Here is an 18,467-nt window from a genome sequence, read left to right on the forward strand (position 1 = left end):
GGCGCGAAGACATCGCGCCGGGGCTTGTCATTATCAGAGCATGTTGCCGGCAGAGAAAGCCTTGCGGATTTCTTCGCGCTCAGCGTCCGGAGCGGCAACCAGGCCGTATTCGGCGAGCGGGCTTTCCGGGCCGATCATCTGATCGTCGAGGAAGAACTCAACATATTCCTTGAGGCCCGGGATAACGCCGAGATGTGCCTTCTTGACGTAGAAGTACAGCGGGCGGGAAACCGGATACTCGCCGGAAGCGATCGTTTCGGTCGACGGTACGATGCCGTTGACGGTCGCGACCTTCAGCTTGTCGGCGTTGTTTTCGTAGAATGACAGGCCGAACACGCCGATGCCGTTCTTGTTGGCAGCGATGCGAGCGAGCGTTTCGGTGTAGTCGCCGTCGATGTCGACAGCCATGCCGTCCTTGCGGACTGCGACGCACTTGCTGTGCTGCTGCTTTTCATCGGCAACGGCTGCCTTGATCACGTCAACGGCGCCAGCGTCCTTGCAGCCTGCAGCGAGGATCTTTTCTTCGAAGACTTCGCGGGTGCCGTGCTTTTCGCCCGGGATGTAAGCGGCGATTTCGACGGCCGGCAGAGCGGCGTTGACTTCGGACCACTTCTTGTAGGGGTTGGCGACGACCTTGCCGTCGACGACGACTTCAGCAGCGAGCGCCTTGTAGAGGTCTTCCGGCTTCAGGGCGAGGTCGGCATTGCCGGCGTCGGTCGCAAAGACGATGCCGTCATAACCGATCTTCACTTCCTGGATTTCGGTGACGCCAGCGGCCTTGCAGGCCTCGACTTCGCTGTCCTTGATCTTGCGCGAGGAGTTGGCGATGTCGATGGTATCAGGGCCGACGCCCTTGCAGAATTCCTTCAGGCCAGCGGAGGAGCCGCCGGATTCGACGACCGGGGTCTTGAAGTCAGGGAAGGTCTCGCCGAACGTCTCGGCGACGATCTTGGCGTAGGGAAGAACGGTCGAGGAGCCAGCGACCTGAACCTGATCGCGAGCGGCGGCTGCGCCGGCAAATGCGGCCGAAGCTACCAGCGCCGCGACAGTGAGTTTAAGAGCTTTCATAAAAGTTCTCCCGGAATGGGCTTGTGTTGGTGTGCGCCAAGCGTTGCAGCGCTCTTCGCCGTCTTATCGGCTGCCCCTAACTAGCTGCCGATGGCCACACCTTTTATGTCAGTTTGACGAAACATTTATGACAGCTCATGTCGTTGAAAACGCTAATGAAAAATGAAAGGCCCCGGGTTTTCCCGCGCCAATATGTCAGAAGCGGACCGTAAAAGTCGTACCTTTACCGACCTCGGAATGGATGAGGAGGCGGGCGCGGTGGCGCGTAAGAATGTGCTTGGCGATGGCAAGGCCAAGGCCGGTGCCCTTCTTCGAGCGGCTGGCTTCGACATTGACCCGGTAAAACCGCTCGGTGATGCGCGGCACATGTTCGGCCGGAATGCCCGGGCCATAGTCCTTGACGACGACTTCAGCCTCGCCGCCCTCGCCGCCGCGCAAGGTGACATCCACCTTCTTGCCTTCCTGGCCGTACTTGCAGGCATTCTCGATCAGGTTCTCGAAGACCTCGATGAGCTCGTCCCGTTCGCCGCGGACGACCACGGGCTTGTCCGGCACGACGAGCGAGACAGTGACATCCAGATCCTTCGCCAGCGGCAGCAGGCTGTCGCGGACATGCCCGAGCAGCGGCGCCAGATCGACCGGATCATCTGGCGCAATATGCGAGCGCAACTCCAGCCGCGACAGCGACAGCAGATCGTCGACGAGCCGGCTCATGCGCGTCGCCTGCTCGTGCATGATGCCGAAGAACTTTTCCTGCGCCTTCAGATCGTTGCGCGCCGGGCCCTGGAGCGTTTCGATGAAGCCGCGCAAGGATGCCAGCGGCGTGCGCAGCTCGTGGCTGGCATTGGCGACGAAGTCAGAGCGCATGCGGTCGATGCGGCGCGCCTGGGAGATGTCGCGATAGGTCAGCAGGAAGATCCGCTTGACCGGCCCGTCGCCCGGAATCTCAGCCGGAGCGACGCGCACCACATAGACGGCGTCGGACGGCAACTGCTCGTTATGCTCGATCTGGTTCGCCTTGCCGGTCGCCATCGTCTCGCGGACCATGTCGAGGATGCCGGGCGAGCGCACCCGAGCGGCAAGATAGGTGTTTGGCGGGATGGTCCCGAAGGCCTTCTCGGCGGCGATGTTCTGGAAGACCACCGTCTCGTCGGCGGCAATCACCAGAACCGGCATGTCGAGTGCGTTCAATGCCGGCACGAGCGGATCGCTCGCCGGGCCGGCAGCAACCACCGCCTTGGCCGGACTCAGGATCACCGAGGCCGGCGCGCTACGGTTGAGCAATGCGGCGACGAGAACGATCCAGAAGGGCAGGACAATGAGGAAATGAATGCCCGCGACGGTCGCAAGGATCGCCAGCAGCACGGTCAGTCCCAGCAGCCAGCGCTCTGCTTTCAGTCGCGGAACCAGGTCCCGCCAGAACGCTTTCGAACCGTCCACCTCGACATCCTCGTGAATCACTTTCTTTTCCTCCCGGACCAAAATGGTCGAGGAATAGCGATACTTCATGACATGATTTTCACGACCGGCTTGAATCCGCAACGCAATTATGGCCTCCTCCAACGAAATCGGGTCGCGAGCGCCTTCTTCATCAAACGGCAGGCGCGCGTCCGAAAGTTTGAAAACGCGCATGATCCTTCCGATGATCGAGGCCGGTTTTCGGGCCCGTGCGCCAAGCCGAAAGGGCGAACCGATGGCGTTGACGGAAACGGCGGACAAGGGTGCGAACCGCGCAGTGGAACTCGTGATCGACGGCAAGAGCCGCGTTTTCGACATCGACAATCCCGAGTTGCCGAAGTGGATCGACGACGCGTCCTTTTCCTCCGACGACTATCCCTACAAGAAGAAGCTCGACGAAGACGAGTACACCGAGACGCTGGAAGCGCTTCAGGTCGAGCTGGTCAAGGTCCAGCTCTGGCAGCAGAAGACCGGCAAGCGCATGATGGCGCTGTTCGAGGGCCGGGACGCTGCCGGCAAGGGCGGTGCGATCCATGCGACGATGGACAATCTCAACCCCCGCTGGGCGCGCGTCGTCGCGCTGACCAAGCCGACCGAAACCGAGCACGGCCAATGGTATTTCCAGCGTTATGTCGCGACCATGCCGACGGCTGGCGAATTCGTGCTGTTCGACCGCTCCTGGTACAACCGCGCCGGCGTCGAGCCGGTCATGGGCTTCTGCACGCCCGAAGAGCACAAACAGTTCCTGAAGCAGGTTCCTCGCTTCGAAAAGATGATCGTGCACGAGGGCATCCAGTTCTTCAAATTCTGGATCAATATCGGCCGCGAGATGCAGCTCAAGCGCTTCCACGATCGCCGCCACGACCCGCTGAAGATCTGGAAGCTGTCGCCGATGGACATCGCGGCGCTCAACAAATGGGACGATTACACCGCCAAGCGCGACGAGATGCTGAAGGCGACCCACACGGATCATGCGCCCTGGACAGTGGTGCGCGGCAACGACAAGCGGCGGGCCCGGCTCAACCTGATCCGCCACATCCTGCATTCGCTCGATTACGACGGCAAGGACAAGGGTGCGATCGGCGAGATCGACGACAAGATCGTCGGATCCGGCCACGGCTTCCTGAAATAGACGCCGGCCCCCTCAGAGCCGGCAAAGCTGAGCGGCCGGCAGGTTTTCCTGCCGCCCTGTCTCGAAAAGCCTTGGCGACCGGCCTTATTGCCCCGGCAGGACGCGGATGGCGTAGAGGTTGAGGCTGTTGCCCTCGCCGGTAATATCGCTGTTGATCACGATCTGGCCGGGCGAACTCGGCGCCAGACTGCGGTCGAAGGTGACCTTGAACAACATGTCGATCCGCTCGTCATGCACGGTGAAGCGATAACGGCCGCATTCGCCGAGCGAGGAGAAATTGCACTCGACGGCAAACTCCGTGGTCTTGCCGGGCTCGGCCTGCACGGTCAGCGCCAGGGTCGACGTCTTGCCGGAGAGTTCGGCCAGAACCGCGGCCGGGATCTCGATGGTGATGTCCCCAGCCGCGTCGGCGACTTGCGAAGTCAACAAGACACGCCGCCCGCCTTCGTCGTCTACTGGCTCGACCTTGGCCTGCGCCCCGGGCGCGATCGCGCCGGTTTCCGTCGGCTTGAAGACCTCCACCCAGTCACCGGTGAATCCCTGCTGGGCACCCAGCGTCTGCAATCCGGCGGCGCCATCGAAGTTTTCGGAGGCAACCGATGCCGGAGGATTGGCGACATTGGTGTCGCGCTCGGCGGCGGACTTCAGGAGATCGTTGGTCTGCACCCACCAGACGGCGGCCCCGACTGCGGCTGCAAGCGTGAGAACCACCATGGTGAAGGACAAAAAGCGGCTGCGCTTGCGCCGGCGCTTGCGCGTATCTCCGCGGACCGTCGGCGCAAGGCCCGTCGCTTCACCAGCATCCGCCTTGCTCTCGGCGGCTGCGCGCGTCGACACCACCGGACCGTCACGATCGGCGCGCAGACCGCCGAGACCACCGAGACCGCCGTCGCTCGCCGCCTGACGCGGCGCGTCAGCGGCAAAGCCGGGCTCCCGACGTCCCGTTGCCGGGGCATGTGGCTGGCTCTGCGGCGGTGTCTGGGTCTGGGGTTGAGGTTGGGCCTGCGTCTGGGGCTGTGACCGGACTTGCGGCTCGACCCGCGGCTGTGCGGCCCCGCGCGTCCGCGCGGCATCGTCGAGGCTGACCACGGGCGGCGCCGGCTGTCGCGTCCTCAGCGCCGCTCTTTCCTCCGTTTCGATCGCATGGATGACGGCTTCGAGCCGATGGCGCTGCTGGGCGATGACGTTGCCATCCTCGATACCCTGCTTCTGCAGTCCGGTTTCCAGTGCCTGGCGGGCAGATTGATAGATGCGCGCCCGCGTTTCCGCATTGGTGCGATCGGAGCGCTCAAGGGCATTTCTGATTGCAGTCTCAAGTCCGCTCACATCAAGTCCTTCTGTGTAGGCAGGGCTTTGGACCTGCCGGCGCGCCGCGGTTGACCACCGCTCTCGATCCAACCGCAAGGGCATAAGGGTTAAATCTGGAGGCACGCCGTTGGTTTTGTTAACAATTGCGTAACCGCTGCTGCCAAAATCCGCAAGTCCGGCGACGGGCGCTGCCGGCCAAGGCGGGGGAAAACGCTTTGCTTGGCCGCGCCTGCGCGAAAAAGAGGCGGCGACATCGCGGTCAAGCCGCCCTTTGCAAGCGGCGAACTTGCTGCTATCTATTTTGACGTTTACGCAAACGTCAAAAATTTGGCGCGCCTTACTGAGGGATGGAGAAACCGATGCCGCTTCCGCCAATTCTTTCCGGAACGACGAGACTGCCGGTTGTCGGCGCCCCCCTGTTCATCATTTCCAACCCGCAGCTGACGATCGCGCAATGCAAGGCCGGCGTGATCGGCGCCTTCCCGGCGTTGAACGCCCGCCCGCAATCGCAACTCGACGAATGGCTGGCGGAGATCACCGAGACACTCGCCGATCACGATGCCAAGAATCCGGGCCGGCGCGCCGCGCCCTTTGCCGTCAACCAGATCGTGCACAAGTCCAATGCGCGGCTCGAGCAGGACCTGATGCTCTGCGTCAAGTACAAGGTGCCGGTCGTCATTTCCTCGCTCGGCGCCGTGCCGGAGGTCAATGCCGCCATCCATTCCTATGGCGGCATCGTGCTTCATGACGTCATCAACAATCGCCATGCCAATTCGGCGATCCGCAAGGGCGCCGACGGCCTGATTGCGGTTGCTGCCGGCGCCGGCGGCCATGCGGGCACGCTGTCCCCCTTCGCTCTGGTCCAGGAAATCCGCTCCTGGTTCGACGGGCCGCTGCTTCTCTCCGGTGCGATCGCGACCGGCGGCGCCATTCTGGCCGCCCAGGCGATGGGCGCCGACATGGCCTATATCGGCTCGCCCTTCATCGCGACGGAGGAAGCACGCGCCAGCGACGCCTACAAGCAGATGATCGTCGACAGCAATGCGGCCGACATCGTCTACTCCAATTACTTCACCGGTATCCACGGCAACTACCTGAAGCCCTCGATCTCGGCCGCCGGCATGGATCCGGAAAACCTGCCCGAGGCCGACCCGTCGAAGATGGATTTCGGCGCAGCGACTGATGGCGCCAAGGCCTGGAAGGACATCTGGGGCTGCGGCCAGGGCATCGGCGCAGTCAAGGAAGTGACATCCGTCGCCCGCATGGTCGACCGGCTGGAGCGCGAATACGACGCGGCCCGCACCCGCCTCGGCCTGCATCCCACACCCGCAGTGACAGCCAACAAGGAATTTTCAAGTTCTCGCAACTGATGGCTTGAAATCTCGGCGCTTTGCGTTTATCAGCGCCTCACATTCGTTCCGCGGACGTCCGCGGAACTGCCTCCGGGCCGCTTTAGCTCAGTCGGTAGAGCACATCATTCGTAATGATGGGGTCACGTGTTCGAGTCACGTAAGCGGCACCACTTCTCTCCCATAAATCAAGCCGACCTTTACTTCGCGAACGCAGGCTATACCGCGTGAACCTTCCAGCCGCGGAGAGGGTTCACCAGCATTCCTGGCGCTTTCACGCCTTCAAGTAAGATTTCCAGGCCCTTCGCACTCGGCAACTGGCGCCGCTCCGGGAACCACGGCCGGTCTGGGGCGACGGCGATCACAAGTCCCTCGTCGTCACCAATGGCGGCAAAGCTGGGTGAGGCCTGCCCAAGAGTGGTCACCGCGAACGTACGGGCGAATTCGGCAGCGGTGCCGACAACATCGTCGGCTGGAACACCGACCTCGCTGACGCAGTCCAGGTCCGAGCCGCCAAAGGGTCCTGTTTGGGAAGAGCCAGCGAGCCTGCGGCGGCCGATCAGCTCGAGAACCGCATTGTCGGGACCTTCGAAATAGACGGATTTCGACTGCCAATCGCCCTCCAGCACCGCGCATTCTCCGCTTTCCGGCACGCGTTGCAGCGGGGTGCGTTGCTTCAACCATGACATTGCGGCATCAAACCGCTCATAGCCCACATTGAACGCCAGATGGACACCGCGCGGCGGCTCGCCGATCGCAGGAACCAGGCGAATCTCGCTCCATCCGACGCGGATCGAACTTTCGGTCGCCGGCAACTCAAGCAGGTCTCGAAAGAAGGCAACGCTTTTCGAAACATCGGACGTTGGCAATGTCAGTTTACGGATGCGCATGGAGCCTGATCCTATCGCGAGTGAGTGACTCGTGACGGATACGACCTCAAGCCAACTTGAGGTCAAGACTGGCGCCGATGGCAGTGCCTGATCAAAGCAGCAGCAGCTTCTTCAGCACCGAGAAGACTTCCTTGTAGGGCAACCTGGTTGCGCCGGCGACGGCGAAGGGGATGAGGGCGGCGGCGGCAACGGGGACGACGGCGCTCCGGCTGATGAGCACGGTCGAGAGCTTGCTGGTCGCGTCGAAGAGCTTGCCGGGATCGGCCAGTTCCTCTTCCGGTTCCGGGCCCGGATCGGCAGCCACGTTGCGACCGAGCACCTTGCGTTCGGCGGCGCGCTGGAAGCGCGTCGCCTGCACGCCGAGCATCAAAAGCCCGCTCTCCTTCAACTGCGCCAGAGGCTTCGAGAAGGCCGACAGCGGATAGGCGAAGAACGCGACGACGATCGCGAGCCAGCCGCTCATGATCATGCTGAAGGTCGTCATCGACAGCGTTTCCTGCAGCAGGTGCTTCATGACCGCGGCAGCGATCGCAGCACTCATGCCGAAGACGAAGAACATGTAGGCGTTCGGATATTGCGACAGAAAGCCGAGCCCGCCCTTGCCATCCGGATGGGTCGCGACCAGGCGAAGCTCCAGCCGGGCGATCTTGCGCAACAGCCGCGCCCAGACGAAGTGCCGCCAGACCCCACGCAGGAACAGGAAGACGAACAAGGGCAGGCTGACACAGATCGACCACCAGCCCGCCGCAGTAATCCGGTTGCCCTCGGCCGCATGCTCGACGGCCCAGAACGAGGCGGGCGACGTATGGAAATTCAGGAAGGAAAGCAGCGCTGCGACCGCGGCGAGAGCCAGGCAGACGGCTTCCGCGAGCCCGGAATCGCGCTGCTTCAGTGCGTCGGAAATCGCGCGCGCGGCTGATGGCATCGAGGTCGGGGCGATCAGCGGCGCGCGCGAAAACTGGCCGAGCTTGATGCGCAGCCCGCGTTCGACCTGCTGTTCGGCCAGCACGAAGGCGGCAATGGCAATGAAGAACTTTGCCCAGACGCCCGGGTCGCTCAGAAACGCGCCCTGCTCCAGCGGGAAGCTCCCCGGCAGGCTCAGCAAGAAAGGCACGCCCCAGGCGAGCGCGACGAAAACCAGCGCCCGCTTGCCCGACTGCAGCGCATTTGCATGTAGCAGCTTCAGCCGGGCCTGAAGCTCGAAGAACGGCCCGCCATGGGCGGCGAGGAACTCGGCGATCCTTCCCTGCCGAGACACCGGCGCGGCATCCGCCGCGTCGCTGCCGGATGTCTTGGCGCCTGGGTCCGCTCCGTCCACCGCATCAATCCTCCACGACCTGCCAGTTGTCGTTCGGATTGAACTGCCGGATTCCGTTGGCAACGCTCTCGGTCTTGTCGCCCAGATCGGCCTGGTAGACGGTTCCGTTGCGGTTGACGACGAAGGTGTGAACGCCCGTCGCGCCGTATCGCACCGGCCAGGCGACGAGCGCGAAGCCGGCGATCATGTTGCCGTTGATGATGTAGTCGAACTTGCCGCCCGCGATGTTATCGCCCTGGCTCGTCAGCACCCGGTAGCGATAGCCGAAGTAGCCCTTGCCGGCTTGCGCCTTGGCAAGCACCGCGCCATCGGCGAGCGCCTCGCCGGCCGGGCTTTGCGGTTCGCCTTCGCCGGCGGGCCAGTAGAGCCCATCGGTCTTGCCCTCGCTGCTGATCAGCTTCTGCGCGTATTCGAGAACGCCGTCGCCGTCATGATCCTCGAGCGCATATTCCTCCTGCGCCTCGACATAGGCGCGGACCGTCGCGATCGTGTCGAGTTCGTTGCGGCCGACGAGGCGATTGGCGATCTCCTCGAGCCCGACATAGGTGTCGAAGGCCCACTTGCCGTCTTTGCCCTTGGCGATCGGGAACGGGAAGGGCCAGAGCACCTCACCGATCTCCAGAACCTTGCGGTTCTCGACATCCTGCACCGCCACCTTCTTTTTCACCCCTGCCTGGATATCGGCATAGGCATCCATGACGCCGTCGCTCGTCTTGGCCTTGGCGGCATCAAGGCCGACGAGGTTTGCGAGCTTGTCGAAATCGCCGGAAGCAACGGCCGACTTGAAGGCGTCGATCGCCTGTTCCGGCGTGTCGAACACCGGCGGATCGCTTGCTGCCGCATAGTCGGAGAGCGGCGTGTGCGCCGCGGCATCCTGTGCCGACGCGAACGTCGCGGAACCGCTGACGAGCACGGCGGCAGCTATGGAGGACAGGAGCAGATGATGTACGCGCTTGGTCATTTTCGTTCTCCTCTCCTTCAGTTACCGGTGCCGTCCGCCGCCACCACCGCCACCGCGCTTGATTTCGCGATGCGGCTGGCCACCACCACGCTGACCGCCGCCAAGCGCCTGCCGGCCGCGGTCCGACTGGACCTTGGTGACCCGTCCACTCTGGACCTGGCCGAGCGCCGATGGCTTGCCACCGCCGCCACGATCGACCTTGCCACCCGGTTTCGGCTTGGCGACCTGCCGGTCGGCCCGGGCCGCGGGCTTGGCATTGCCGACCTTGCCGGCGCCGTCGGGCCTTGCCTTGACCTGGTTGCCCGGTTTGCGGTCGCCAGGAGCTGCGTTGGCTCGCCCGACATTTTCGCGCTGGCGCGCCTCGACCTTGCTCTTGCGGACATCGTCGACCGAGACCCGGCTACCGGCCCTGTTTGCCGCCGCGCCGACCTGGTCGGTGCGGGCCACCTTCGCCCGGTTGGCGATGTTGTTGCCTTTCGCCGACTTGAAGTCCCGCTCCATCGAGGTGCGATCGATCTTGGCGAACTGGTTCTTGTCGAAGCTGATCTTGCTGCGATCGACATTCTTCCAGTCGACGTCGTTGAACTTCACCTTGCCGTTGACGTTGTTGAAGCAGTTGTTGCAGTCGATATCGACATCGCCGCCGTTCCAGCGCCCGCCCCAGACGCCCCAGTCGTCCCAGTCGACGACCGCGGCAAAGGCAGCGCCCGTGACCACGCCGGCAAAGAAGGTCGCCGTCGGATAGTAGTAATTCGGATAGGGCTCGGGATAATAGGCGATCGGGGCCGGCTGATAGCCCGGATCATAGAGCATCTGCGGCTCGTATTGCGGGACGTAGATTTTTTCCGGATCGGCGGCCTGGATCACGACGTTGTTGTTTTCCTGCTTCACCACCACCTTGTCGTCCGACTTGATGACGCCGTCGGCGACCGCCTTGTCGCGCAATTGCTGGATGGCGACGAGCACATCCTGCTGCTGGTAGGCGAGCGCGTCGCTGAGCGACTGGGTCCAGTCGAGGTCGTCGCTCATCATCTTGACGATCTGGGGGTAGTTCAGCAGCGAAACGATGCTGCCGTCCCAGCTGTCCTTGGGCTTCATATCCTTCTTGGTCTTGGAAACCTCCAGGAAGCGCTCCGCCTCGACGATCTGCAGCGGATAGAGCGAGGCGGAGGTCACGAGCGCGACGAGTTCGTCGGGATAGAGCGCAATGCGCGCGACGAGGACCTCGAGTTCGTCCTCGCTGAGCGGCTGCGGCGCCTCTTCGCTCGCCGCCTGGGTGGCGGCCTGCTCCTGCGCCAGCGCAGTGCCCACTGCAAACGAACCCGTCAGCATGGCAAGCAATGCCACCGTCGGCGCACGCAAAGAACGAGGTCGGTCGAACATGGTCTCTCCTATCCAGGCACAACGATCAACAAACGAGCCCGGGAGATCCCCCGGCTTGGACGTCAAGGCGCCGGCCATGCGGCCGGCGGAGCAATCGCGAGAATTCCCATTTGCTGTCGTCGACGCCCCCTTGCGCAAGACGGATGCTTGCATTGGGAGCCAGCTCGCTTGTCAGAAAGCCGAATGGGACAATCAGGAAGAGCGGCATGAGCACCGGCAGCCAGCTGCCGGTGAATTTCAGCTAAGAGAAACAGAACGCCCGGCAAATGCAACCGGAAAATGAGGCTATCAGCGTGCACGCCTCCTTTCTTGCGCGATGCCGTCGGCCGGAGCCTGTGCCGGCAGCCGGGACGATCGAAATTCATGGTGGTCGGCTCCGGCACCGCGCGTCATTTCAGGGCACCGTCACCACTTCGGTCGGCGGTCTTGAAGTCCGCCATGACCCGATCCAGGAACTCGTTCCGGCTGATCTTGCCGTCACCGTTGGTATCGGTGGCGGCAAACTGCTGAGCGTTCAGCGCCTGCTTCGTCTCGTCGGAGGTCAGGTTTCCGTCCTTGTTCTTGTCGAGATTGACGAAGGCGTTCGACATGAAGGCCTCATACTCGGACCGCTCGATCGCGCCGTCCTTGTTGCTGTCGAGCGCGCTCATCTGTCCCTGATTCATCGTCGCAGCCTGCTGCTGCGCGATCGCCGGTGTGATCTGGCCGAGCGCAAGCACGCTCATAAGAACGATTTTCTTCATCCTGCTTTGTTCCTTGATCAATAATAGCGGCATGCCAGCGCATTGCCGGCAGCAGCGCCAAGCGTCGCTCCGCCACCAACCGCCCAAAGCTGACCGGTACCTGAACCGATCGTCGAGCCGATCAGGCCGCCGACGATGGCCCCGCCAACGGTTCCGGCAATGCAGCCGAATTCGTTGCCGGTCGGACCGCTCTTGGACACATAGGCTGATTGGCACCCCGATAAGGCTAGGGCGCCGGCAAGAATGAGAGTTATGGTCTGCTTGCTCATTTTATCCTCCAATATGGCCGTCTGATTGCAATAGAGATCGGCGGAGGCGCCATTGATTGGCGTCGGATGTAAATAAGCTTCCGAATATGCCCCCGGAATCGGGGAGACTCTTCTGTTCGATCAGAAGCAGCTCGTGGATTAAAAATGCAGTCTGGCAACAACGAGGCCTTAAACTGCCGGCGAATACTACGCCCGAGCGCCCGCAATGACAACGGACCACGCAATTTTATGGAATGCACGGCGCCAACGCCCCTCGCCGCCGCCTTCGCCCCCTGAAAATCGGCTCCCCCGGCGCGACATCTCGCCTTAGATTTTCTAGGGTCTCCCTCGAAATATCGTCATTTGTGCCGTCGGGCCGGGCGGTCTAGCTCTTTGCCGTCCTTTTGGGCTCCCCTTGCAGGTCTCCATGGCCTGACGGGAAAAAGGGGTTGGTACAGCGCCGGCTCGATCCGACACCCATCTCCGACCGTGGCCGCACGCCCCCCAATGCCCGCGCCACCGACAAAACACCTATCGAGAGAGAACACATCGAATGGACAGATTGGCGACAATTAGATTAGGCCTTGCTACTGCAACCCTTGCAGCCCTGGCGTCGAACGCGCTCGCCGAAGGCGGCGATCGGGCCCAGATTGCCGCCGTCGTGGACAAGGCAATCCGCCCTGTCATGCACGAACACAAGGTGCCGGGCATCGCCGTCGCGGTGACCGTTGACGGCCAGCGCTACTTCATGAATTACGGCGTCGCTTCCAAGGAAACGAAGGCTCCAGTCACCGAAGATACGCTGTTCGAACTCGGCTCGATCAGCAAGACTTTCGCCTCGACACTGGCGTCCTATGCGCAGGTAACCGGCAAGCTCTCGTTCGCCGACCATCCCGGCAAATTCATGCCGGCCCTTGCGGGCACGGCGATCGACAAGGCGACCCTCCTCCATCTCGCCACCTATACCGCCGGCGGGCTGCCGCTGCAGTTCCCCGACGCGGTCAAGAGCGACGCCGACATGGTCGACTATTTCAGCACGTGGAAGCCGGAAGCCAAGCCCGGCAAGAAGCGTCGCTATTCCAACCCGAGCATCGGCCTCTTCGGCCACACCGCGGCATTGGCGATGGGCGGCGACTTCAGCGCGGTCCTCGAAAGCGAGATCTTTCCCAAGCTCGGGCTGAAGCACAGCTATGTCCGCGTTCCAGACAGCCAGATGGGCAGCTACGCCTGGGGCTACGGCAAGGCTGACAAGCCCATCCGCGTCACTGCCGGAACGTTCGACGCGGAGGCCTATGGGGTGAAGTCGTCGGCGGCAGACATGATCCGCTTCGTCGAGGCCAACATCCGGCCTGAACAGTTGGACGGGCCTATCCGCAAGGCGATCGAAGCCACTCACGTGGGGTATTTCGACAGCGGCAAGATGGTGCAGGGGCTCGGCTGGGAGCAGTACCCCTACCCGGTTTCGCTGGAGCGGCTGCTCGACGGCAACTCGCGCGACATGGCCCTGAAGAGCAACCCGGTCAAGGCATTGAGCCCGCCGAGGCAACCCGACGGTTCGACGCTCTACAACAAGACCGGCTCCACCAACGGCTTCGGTGGATATGTCGCCTTCGTGCCGGAAAAGAAGATCGGCATCCTGCTGCTTGCCAACCGCAACATTCCGATCCCCGAGAGGATCAAGGCGGCCCACGCGATCCTGACGGCGCTCGAAGCGAGAGCGAAGTAACGGCGGAAAATTCCCGTGCCGCGGCGAGCCCGCGACACGGGAAACGACATCCATCAACAACTCTGTAGCGAATCTTCAATCAGGGCCTGCTTGCATATTAGCGCCGAGTATTGTCATCTGCGTTTCGCGAAAGCGCGATCAGATGCAGTCGAGTTCAGGCGTATGTGGGGATGCCGATGTTCGAGTGGTTGGGAGTTCAGAGTTCGCTACATCGGCAACGTGCAGGCAGGGGGCGGACAATCTTCGTGCTTGCAGCGTTGACGCTGCTTGCCGGCTGCGGCGGCCATGCCAAGGGCGTGATGGCGCCTGTCGCGCTGACCGCTCCGGTTCCAGGCGCCTCCACCGTCGACATGCTTGTGGCGACCACGCGCGAACCCTCGGGCGATCCGGCGACACTCTTTTCCGGCGAGCGCGACGCCAACACCTTCCTTACCGATGTCGCGGTTTCGATCCCGCCCGAAACGGCACGCAAGTCGGGCACGGTGCAATGGCCGCGCAAGCTGCCGCCGGATCCGGCCAAGGAATTCGCCGTCACGCGGGTCAATGAGCTCAGATCGCTCGACGAGGCCAAGTCCTGGTTCCTGCAGCACGATGTCGGCGGCAACGCCTTCGTCTTCGTGCACGGCTTCAACAACCGCTACGAGGATTCGGTCTACCGGCTGGCGCAGATCGTCCACGATTCGGACGTCAAAGCGACACCGGTTCTCTTCACCTGGCCTTCGCGCGCCAACGTGTTCGACTACAATTACGACAAGGAAAGCACGAACTATTCGCGCACGGCCCTTGAAGACATTCTGAAGAAGCTTTCCGACGCACCGAAGGTCAAGAGCATCACCATCCTCGCCCACTCCATGGGCACCTGGCTGACGATGGAATCGCTGCGCCAGATGGGTATCCGCGACGGCAACGTGCCGTCGAAGATCGAGAACGTCATTCTTGCTTCGCCGGATATCGATCTCGACGTCTTTGCCAAGCAGTTTGTCGAGATGGGCCACAAGCGGCCGAAATTCACGATCTTCGTTTCGCAGGACGACCGGGCGCTGGCGCTTTCGAGCTTCATCTCCGGCGACGTCTCTCGCCTCGGCGCAATCGACCCGTCGGCAGAGCCCTACCGGACCCAGCTGGAACGCGCCGGCATCACCGCCATCGACCTGACGAAGGTTAAGTCTGAGGACGGCCTGCACCACGGAAAGTTCGCTGAAAGTCCTGAAATCGTTCAGTTGATCGGCACGCGGCTCGCCACGGGACAGACGCTGACCGACTCTGACATCTCGGTCGGAACCGGCATCGCTGCAGTCGTCGCCGGCACGGCCAGAAACGTCGGCAACGTCGCGGCCGTAACGGTCTCGGCGCCTGTTTCGATCCTCGAAAACCCGCAACCGGCAAAGAAGAAGAAGGTGGTCGTCGGAGACACGCTCGCGACCGACATGCCGACGCCGGTGAAGATCAAGTAAGGGTCTCAGCGGCCGTTGGCGGTAACCCCGTCAACCGTCGTCGTCGCCGACGAAGCGGTAGCCGACGCCGGGCTCGGTGCGGATGATCTTCGGGTCGGCCGGATCGCGCTCGATCTTCCCGCGCAGTTGCCCGATGAAGACGCGCAGATAGTGCAGGTCTTCGCCATGGGCCACGCCCCAGACCGAGGTGAGCAGCGTCTTGTGGGTGACGACCCGGCCGGCGTGATGCGCCAGCATCACCAGGAGGTCGTATTCCTTCGGCGTCAGCCGCACCGGTTCGCCGTCCTTCGTCACCACCCGCTTGATCGTGTCGATCGAAACGCCATCGGCGGACAGCTGCGTCTGGCCGCCTTCCATCTGCACCCGGTGGCGAAGGGCCGCACGGATGCGGGCCGTCAGTTCGCCGATGCCGAAGGGCTTTTCGATGTAATCGTCGGCGCCGAGATCGAGTGCGGCGATCTTTTCGCTTTCCCGGTCGCGGGCCGACAGAATGATGATCGGCACCTGCGACCAGCCGCGCAAGTTGGCGATGACCTCCTTGCCGTCCATGTCCGGCAGGCCGAGATCGAGTATGACGACATCCGGCGCCATCGTCGCGGCCGCCTTCAGCGCCTCGGCACCGGTCATCGCCTCGCGAACGTCATAGCCGGCGGCACTCAGCGCGGGTTTCAGGAAACGCTGGATCTGGGGTTCGTCGTCGACGACGAGGATACGCTCCACGCTCATGCACGGTCCTTTTCGGAAATTTCAGCCTTGGCGGCGGGAAAGCGCATGGAAATGCGCGTGCCGCGGCGGCGAAGCGCCGGGCTTTCCGCCTTGATCTGTCCGCCCATCGCCTCGACGAAGCCCCTGGCGATCGACAGCCCCAGCCCCGTTCCCGGCGTGCGGCCGTCGGCCTTGCCGCGACGGAAGAATTTCTCGAAGACCTGCTCGAGATCCCGCGGCGGGATACCTTTGCCGAGATCGGTTACCGACAGCACGATCTCGCTGCCTTCAGTACGGGCATAGATGCTGATCGGCTCGTCGCCGCCATACTTGTTGGCATTGTCGAGCAGGTTGAACAGCACCTGGCCGAGCAGCACGCTGTCGCCGCGCATCAAGGGCAGGTCGGCTGCAATGCTGGTTTCGACCTCGCGGTCCGGGAAATACTTGCGGGCGCGATCGACGGCGGCTCGCACGACGTCGGCGACATCGACCCAATCGCGCTTGGCGTTGACGGTGCCGGCCTCGATGCGGGTCATGTCGAGCAGGTTGGCGACAAAGCGCGTCAGCCGACCGCCCTCCTCCTCGATCGACTGCAACAGGTCGTCGCGGCTTTCCGGCGGCATCCGGTCGCCGAGTTGGCGCAGGCTGGTGACGGCACCGGTGATCGTCGCAAGCGGGGTTCTCAGGTCATGCGAGATGGATGAGAGAAGAGCGGCGCGGAAGCGTTCGCCTTCGAGCTTGGCCGCCTGGTCGAGGCTTTCGCGCGACAGGCGCGCCCGATCGACCGCGATCGCCGTCTGGTCCAGGATCGCCGCCAGTGCCCGCTCTTCGTTGATCTCCAGTGGCTTGTCCGCCTGGACGAAGCCACAGACGCCGACGACGCCATGCGGGCTTGTCAGCGGACGGAAGTGGAAGGGGCTGTTCGGCAACGTGCCGGTGCCATTGCCGGCCGGCTCGCGTTTGTCCATCGCCCAGCGTGCAGCCATGATGTCGGTGACGTCAAGCTCGGTGTCCGGAGGCCAGGCTGCCTTCAGCTGCAGGTCGCCTTCCGCGGGCAACAAGAGGGCGGCGCTGCGTTTCAGCGTCGACTGCATCTGCGTGACCGCCGCCCAAAGCACGTCGTCCGGCTTGGCCGTGCCGGAAAGTTTGCGGGAAAAATCATAAAGCGCCTGGGTCGCGGCGGCACGCTGCCGCGCTGCCTTCGCCTGCTCGCGCACGCGGGAGGCGAGGCTGCCCGCGAGTGCCGCGGCGACCAGGAAGACAACGAGCGCGAAAACCTCGTGCGGCTCGGCGATGGTGAAGGTGCCGGTCGGCTTGATGAAAAAGAAATTGTAGGCGAGCACCGAAAACAGCGCTGCGGCGATCGCCGCGATATGGCCGGCATAGGTCGCGGACGCCAGCACCGCGAGCAGATAAAGCAGCGATATGTTGGGCAGGACGACGAAACGGCCGAGCAGCAGGCCGACACCGGTCGAGATGGCGACCGATCCGGCAGCGATGCCGATCGCCCGCCCGGTTCCCGGCGGCAGCGTCCTCTTCCTCTTTGATCGCCGCTTGACGGGCGTCGTCTCGCGATCGGTAACGAGGTAGATGCCGATGCCGGACACGCGCTCGGCCAGGGCATCGGGAAGCGACTGCCGGAAGAACCGCATCGGGAAGGATTGGCGGCGCGCGCCGATGACGATCTGCGTCGCATGCTCGCGGCGCGCGAGCTTCAGGATTTCCTCGACAAAATCATTGCCGACGATGCGACGGGTTTCGGCGCCGAGCTGTTCGGCAAGGCGGAAGGTTTCGTCGAGCCGGCGCACATCCTCTCCGTCGCCGCTTTCACGGTCGGCGCGCTCGATGAAGACGACGATCCACGGTGCGTTCAAGCCCTCAGCAAGCCGGCTTGCGGTACGCACGACTTTTTCCGACAGCGGATCGGGGCCGATGCAGACGAGCAGGCGCTCTCCGCTCGCCCAGATGCCTTCGATCGCGTTCTGCTTGAGGTAGTCGACCATCTGGTCGTCGACCCGGTCGGCCGTGCGCCGGAGCGCGAGTTCGCGCAGCGCCGTCAGGTTGCCGAGGCGGAAGAAGCGATCGACGGCGCGCTTGGCGCTGTCGGGCAGATAGACCTTGCCGTCCTTCAGGCGCTCGATCAACTCGGCCGGCGGCAGATCGACAAGCAGCACCTCGTCGGCCCGCTTCAGCACGGTATCCGGCACCCGCTCGCGCACGGGAACACCGGTAATCTGGGCGACGATGTCCGAGAGGCTTTCGAGATGCTGGATGTTGAGCGCGGTCCAGACATCGATGCCGGCGGCGATCAGTTCCTCGATGTCCTGGTAGCGTTTGGGGTGCCGGCTTTCGGCCGGGTTGCTATGGGCCAGTTCGTCGACGACGATGATCCTTGGACGCCGCGCAAGGGCGGCGTCCAAGTCGAATTCCGACAGCAGTCGGCCGCGATGGTTCACATCGCGGCGCGGCAGTATTTCCAATCCATCGATGAGCGCTGCGGTCTCGCTGCGCCCATGTGTCTCCACCAGCCCGACGACGATATCGATGCCGTCGTCCTTCAGTCGGCGGGCCCGCGACAACATCGCATAGGTCTTGCCGACGCCGGGAGCGGCACCGAGGAATACGGTCAGCTTTCCCCGGCGGTCCTGCGCGGCAAGCGCCAGCAATGCGTCTGGATCCGGGCGACTTTTGGCGTCGCGTTCACTGTCGGGCATTCATGATCTC

General features: G+C 63.2%; 16 protein-coding genes and 1 tRNA gene. 6 read left to right on the plus strand and 11 right to left on the minus strand.

Annotated elements, in window-relative coordinates; translation table 11 throughout:
• Positions 1-33: 33 nt before the first annotated feature.
• Together IB267_RS12795 and phoR are read right to left on the minus strand one after the other, a co-directional pair.
• Positions 34-1,068: a substrate-binding domain-containing protein gene (locus IB267_RS12795; RefSeq protein ID WP_192447942.1), complete on the minus strand. Its 1,035-nt coding sequence runs from the start codon at positions 1,066-1,068 to the stop codon at positions 34-36.
• Between the two features lie 195 nt (positions 1,069-1,263).
• Complete coding sequence (gene phoR / locus IB267_RS12800) at positions 1,264-2,529, minus strand: phosphate regulon sensor histidine kinase PhoR (RefSeq protein WP_192447943.1); 1,266 nt, start codon at positions 2,527-2,529, stop codon at positions 1,264-1,266.
• Positions 2,530-2,761: 232 nt separating this feature from the next.
• Between phoR and ppk2 the strand changes: the two genes are divergently transcribed.
• On the plus strand, positions 2,762-3,658 hold the full coding sequence (gene ppk2 / locus IB267_RS12805) for a polyphosphate kinase 2 (protein ID WP_192448315.1): 897 nt from the start codon (positions 2,762-2,764) through the stop codon (positions 3,656-3,658).
• 84 nt (positions 3,659-3,742) lie between these two features.
• Here the strand turns inward: ppk2 and IB267_RS12810 are convergent, their stop codons facing one another.
• Positions 3,743-4,984, minus strand: a complete 1,242-nt coding sequence (locus IB267_RS12810; RefSeq protein WP_192447944.1) for a biotin transporter BioY — start codon at positions 4,982-4,984, stop codon at positions 3,743-3,745.
• 341 nt (positions 4,985-5,325) lie between these two features.
• On the opposite strand from IB267_RS12810, the gene IB267_RS12815 reads away from it, so the two are divergent.
• Together IB267_RS12815 and IB267_RS12820 are read left to right on the plus strand one after the other, a co-directional pair.
• Positions 5,326-6,336, plus strand: coding sequence for a nitronate monooxygenase family protein (locus IB267_RS12815; RefSeq protein WP_192447945.1), 1,011 nt, complete (start codon positions 5,326-5,328; stop codon positions 6,334-6,336).
• Between the two features lie 76 nt (positions 6,337-6,412).
• A tRNA-Thr gene (locus tag IB267_RS12820) sits at positions 6,413-6,488 on the plus strand.
• A 45-nt stretch (positions 6,489-6,533) separates the two neighbouring features.
• Here IB267_RS12820 and IB267_RS12825 read toward each other — a convergent pair.
• The 4 genes from IB267_RS12825 to IB267_RS12840 all read right to left on the minus strand — a co-directional run bounded on the left by IB267_RS12825 (position 6,534) and on the right by IB267_RS12840 (position 10,867).
• Positions 6,534-7,205: a VOC family protein gene (locus tag IB267_RS12825; protein ID WP_192447946.1), complete on the minus strand. Its 672-nt coding sequence runs from the start codon at positions 7,203-7,205 to the stop codon at positions 6,534-6,536.
• A gap of 91 nt (positions 7,206-7,296) precedes the next feature.
• Positions 7,297-8,523 carry a hypothetical protein gene (locus IB267_RS12830; RefSeq protein ID WP_371742531.1) on the minus strand — a complete coding sequence of 409 codons (1,227 nt, stop codon included), beginning with the start codon at positions 8,521-8,523 and terminating at the stop codon, positions 7,297-7,299.
• A gap of 4 nt (positions 8,524-8,527) precedes the next feature.
• Positions 8,528-9,484, minus strand: a complete 957-nt coding sequence (locus IB267_RS12835; RefSeq protein ID WP_192447947.1) for a DUF2950 domain-containing protein — start codon at positions 9,482-9,484, stop codon at positions 8,528-8,530.
• A 21-nt stretch (positions 9,485-9,505) separates the two neighbouring features.
• Positions 9,506-10,867 carry a DUF3300 domain-containing protein gene (locus IB267_RS12840; protein ID WP_192447948.1) on the minus strand — a complete coding sequence of 454 codons (1,362 nt, stop codon included), beginning with the start codon at positions 10,865-10,867 and terminating at the stop codon, positions 9,506-9,508.
• A 55-nt stretch (positions 10,868-10,922) separates the two neighbouring features.
• Between IB267_RS12840 and IB267_RS12845 the strand changes: the two genes are divergently transcribed.
• On the plus strand, positions 10,923-11,150 hold the full coding sequence (locus IB267_RS12845; protein WP_192447949.1) for a hypothetical protein: 228 nt from the start codon (positions 10,923-10,925) through the stop codon (positions 11,148-11,150).
• A 106-nt stretch (positions 11,151-11,256) separates the two neighbouring features.
• On the opposite strand, the gene IB267_RS12850 is transcribed toward IB267_RS12845, so the two are convergent.
• Positions 11,257-11,610 (minus strand): EF-hand domain-containing protein, encoded by a 354-nt coding sequence (locus IB267_RS12850; protein WP_192447950.1) that lies wholly within the window; start codon positions 11,608-11,610, stop codon positions 11,257-11,259.
• A gap of 17 nt (positions 11,611-11,627) precedes the next feature.
• Positions 11,628-11,879 carry a glycine zipper 2TM domain-containing protein gene (locus IB267_RS12855; protein WP_192447951.1) on the minus strand — a complete coding sequence of 84 codons (252 nt, stop codon included), beginning with the start codon at positions 11,877-11,879 and terminating at the stop codon, positions 11,628-11,630.
• Positions 11,880-12,411: 532 nt separating this feature from the next.
• On the opposite strand from IB267_RS12855, the gene ampC reads away from it, so the two are divergent.
• Both ampC and IB267_RS12865 read left to right on the plus strand, forming a co-directional pair.
• The gene (gene ampC / locus IB267_RS12860) at positions 12,412-13,584 is read left to right on the plus strand and encodes a class C beta-lactamase (protein ID WP_192447952.1); all 1,173 of its coding nucleotides are present in this window, start codon (positions 12,412-12,414) and stop codon (positions 13,582-13,584) included.
• Between the two features lie 299 nt (positions 13,585-13,883).
• The gene (locus IB267_RS12865; RefSeq protein ID WP_371742540.1) at positions 13,884-15,038 is read left to right on the plus strand and encodes an alpha/beta hydrolase; all 1,155 of its coding nucleotides are present in this window, start codon (positions 13,884-13,886) and stop codon (positions 15,036-15,038) included.
• Between the two features lie 30 nt (positions 15,039-15,068).
• On the opposite strand, the gene IB267_RS12870 is transcribed toward IB267_RS12865, so the two are convergent.
• Complete coding sequence (locus tag IB267_RS12870; protein ID WP_192447954.1) at positions 15,069-15,764, minus strand: response regulator; 696 nt, start codon at positions 15,762-15,764, stop codon at positions 15,069-15,071.
• Complete coding sequence (locus tag IB267_RS12875) at positions 15,761-18,457, minus strand: sensor histidine kinase KdpD (protein ID WP_192447955.1); 2,697 nt, start codon at positions 18,455-18,457, stop codon at positions 15,761-15,763. Before IB267_RS12875 ends, IB267_RS12870 begins: the two co-directional genes overlap by 4 nt.
• Positions 18,458-18,467: the final 10 nt, after the last annotated feature.

Origin of the sequence: Ensifer sp. ENS09 (assembly GCF_014852425.1) — a bacterium.
In the GTDB taxonomy this organism is placed as follows: domain Bacteria; phylum Pseudomonadota; class Alphaproteobacteria; order Rhizobiales; family Rhizobiaceae; genus Ensifer.

What these genes read in the sequence shown, in the direction of transcription:
- IB267_RS12795 (WP_192447942.1), bottom strand. Translation starts at nt 1,068, where the DNA reads ATGAAAGCTCTTAAACTCACTGTCGCGGCGCTGGTAGCTTCGGCCGCA.
- ppk2 (WP_192448315.1), top strand. Translation starts at nt 2,762, where the DNA reads ATGGCGTTGACGGAAACGGCGGACAAGGGTGCGAACCGCGCAGTGGAA.
- IB267_RS12815 (WP_192447945.1), top strand. Translation starts at nt 5,326, where the DNA reads ATGCCGCTTCCGCCAATTCTTTCCGGAACGACGAGACTGCCGGTTGTC.
- IB267_RS12825 (WP_192447946.1), bottom strand. Translation starts at nt 7,205, where the DNA reads ATGCGCATCCGTAAACTGACATTGCCAACGTCCGATGTTTCGAAAAGC.
- IB267_RS12835 (WP_192447947.1), bottom strand. Translation starts at nt 9,484, where the DNA reads ATGACCAAGCGCGTACATCATCTGCTCCTGTCCTCCATAGCTGCCGCC.
- IB267_RS12840 (WP_192447948.1), bottom strand. Translation starts at nt 10,867, where the DNA reads ATGTTCGACCGACCTCGTTCTTTGCGTGCGCCGACGGTGGCATTGCTT.
- IB267_RS12850 (WP_192447950.1), bottom strand. Translation starts at nt 11,610, where the DNA reads ATGAAGAAAATCGTTCTTATGAGCGTGCTTGCGCTCGGCCAGATCACA.
- IB267_RS12855 (WP_192447951.1), bottom strand. Translation starts at nt 11,879, where the DNA reads ATGAGCAAGCAGACCATAACTCTCATTCTTGCCGGCGCCCTAGCCTTA.
- ampC (WP_192447952.1), top strand. Translation starts at nt 12,412, where the DNA reads ATGGACAGATTGGCGACAATTAGATTAGGCCTTGCTACTGCAACCCTT.
- IB267_RS12865 (WP_371742540.1), top strand. Translation starts at nt 13,884, where the DNA reads ATGGCGCCTGTCGCGCTGACCGCTCCGGTTCCAGGCGCCTCCACCGTC.
- IB267_RS12870 (WP_192447954.1), bottom strand. Translation starts at nt 15,764, where the DNA reads ATGAGCGTGGAGCGTATCCTCGTCGTCGACGACGAACCCCAGATCCAG.
- IB267_RS12875 (WP_192447955.1), bottom strand. Translation starts at nt 18,457, where the DNA reads ATGCCCGACAGTGAACGCGACGCCAAAAGTCGCCCGGATCCAGACGCA.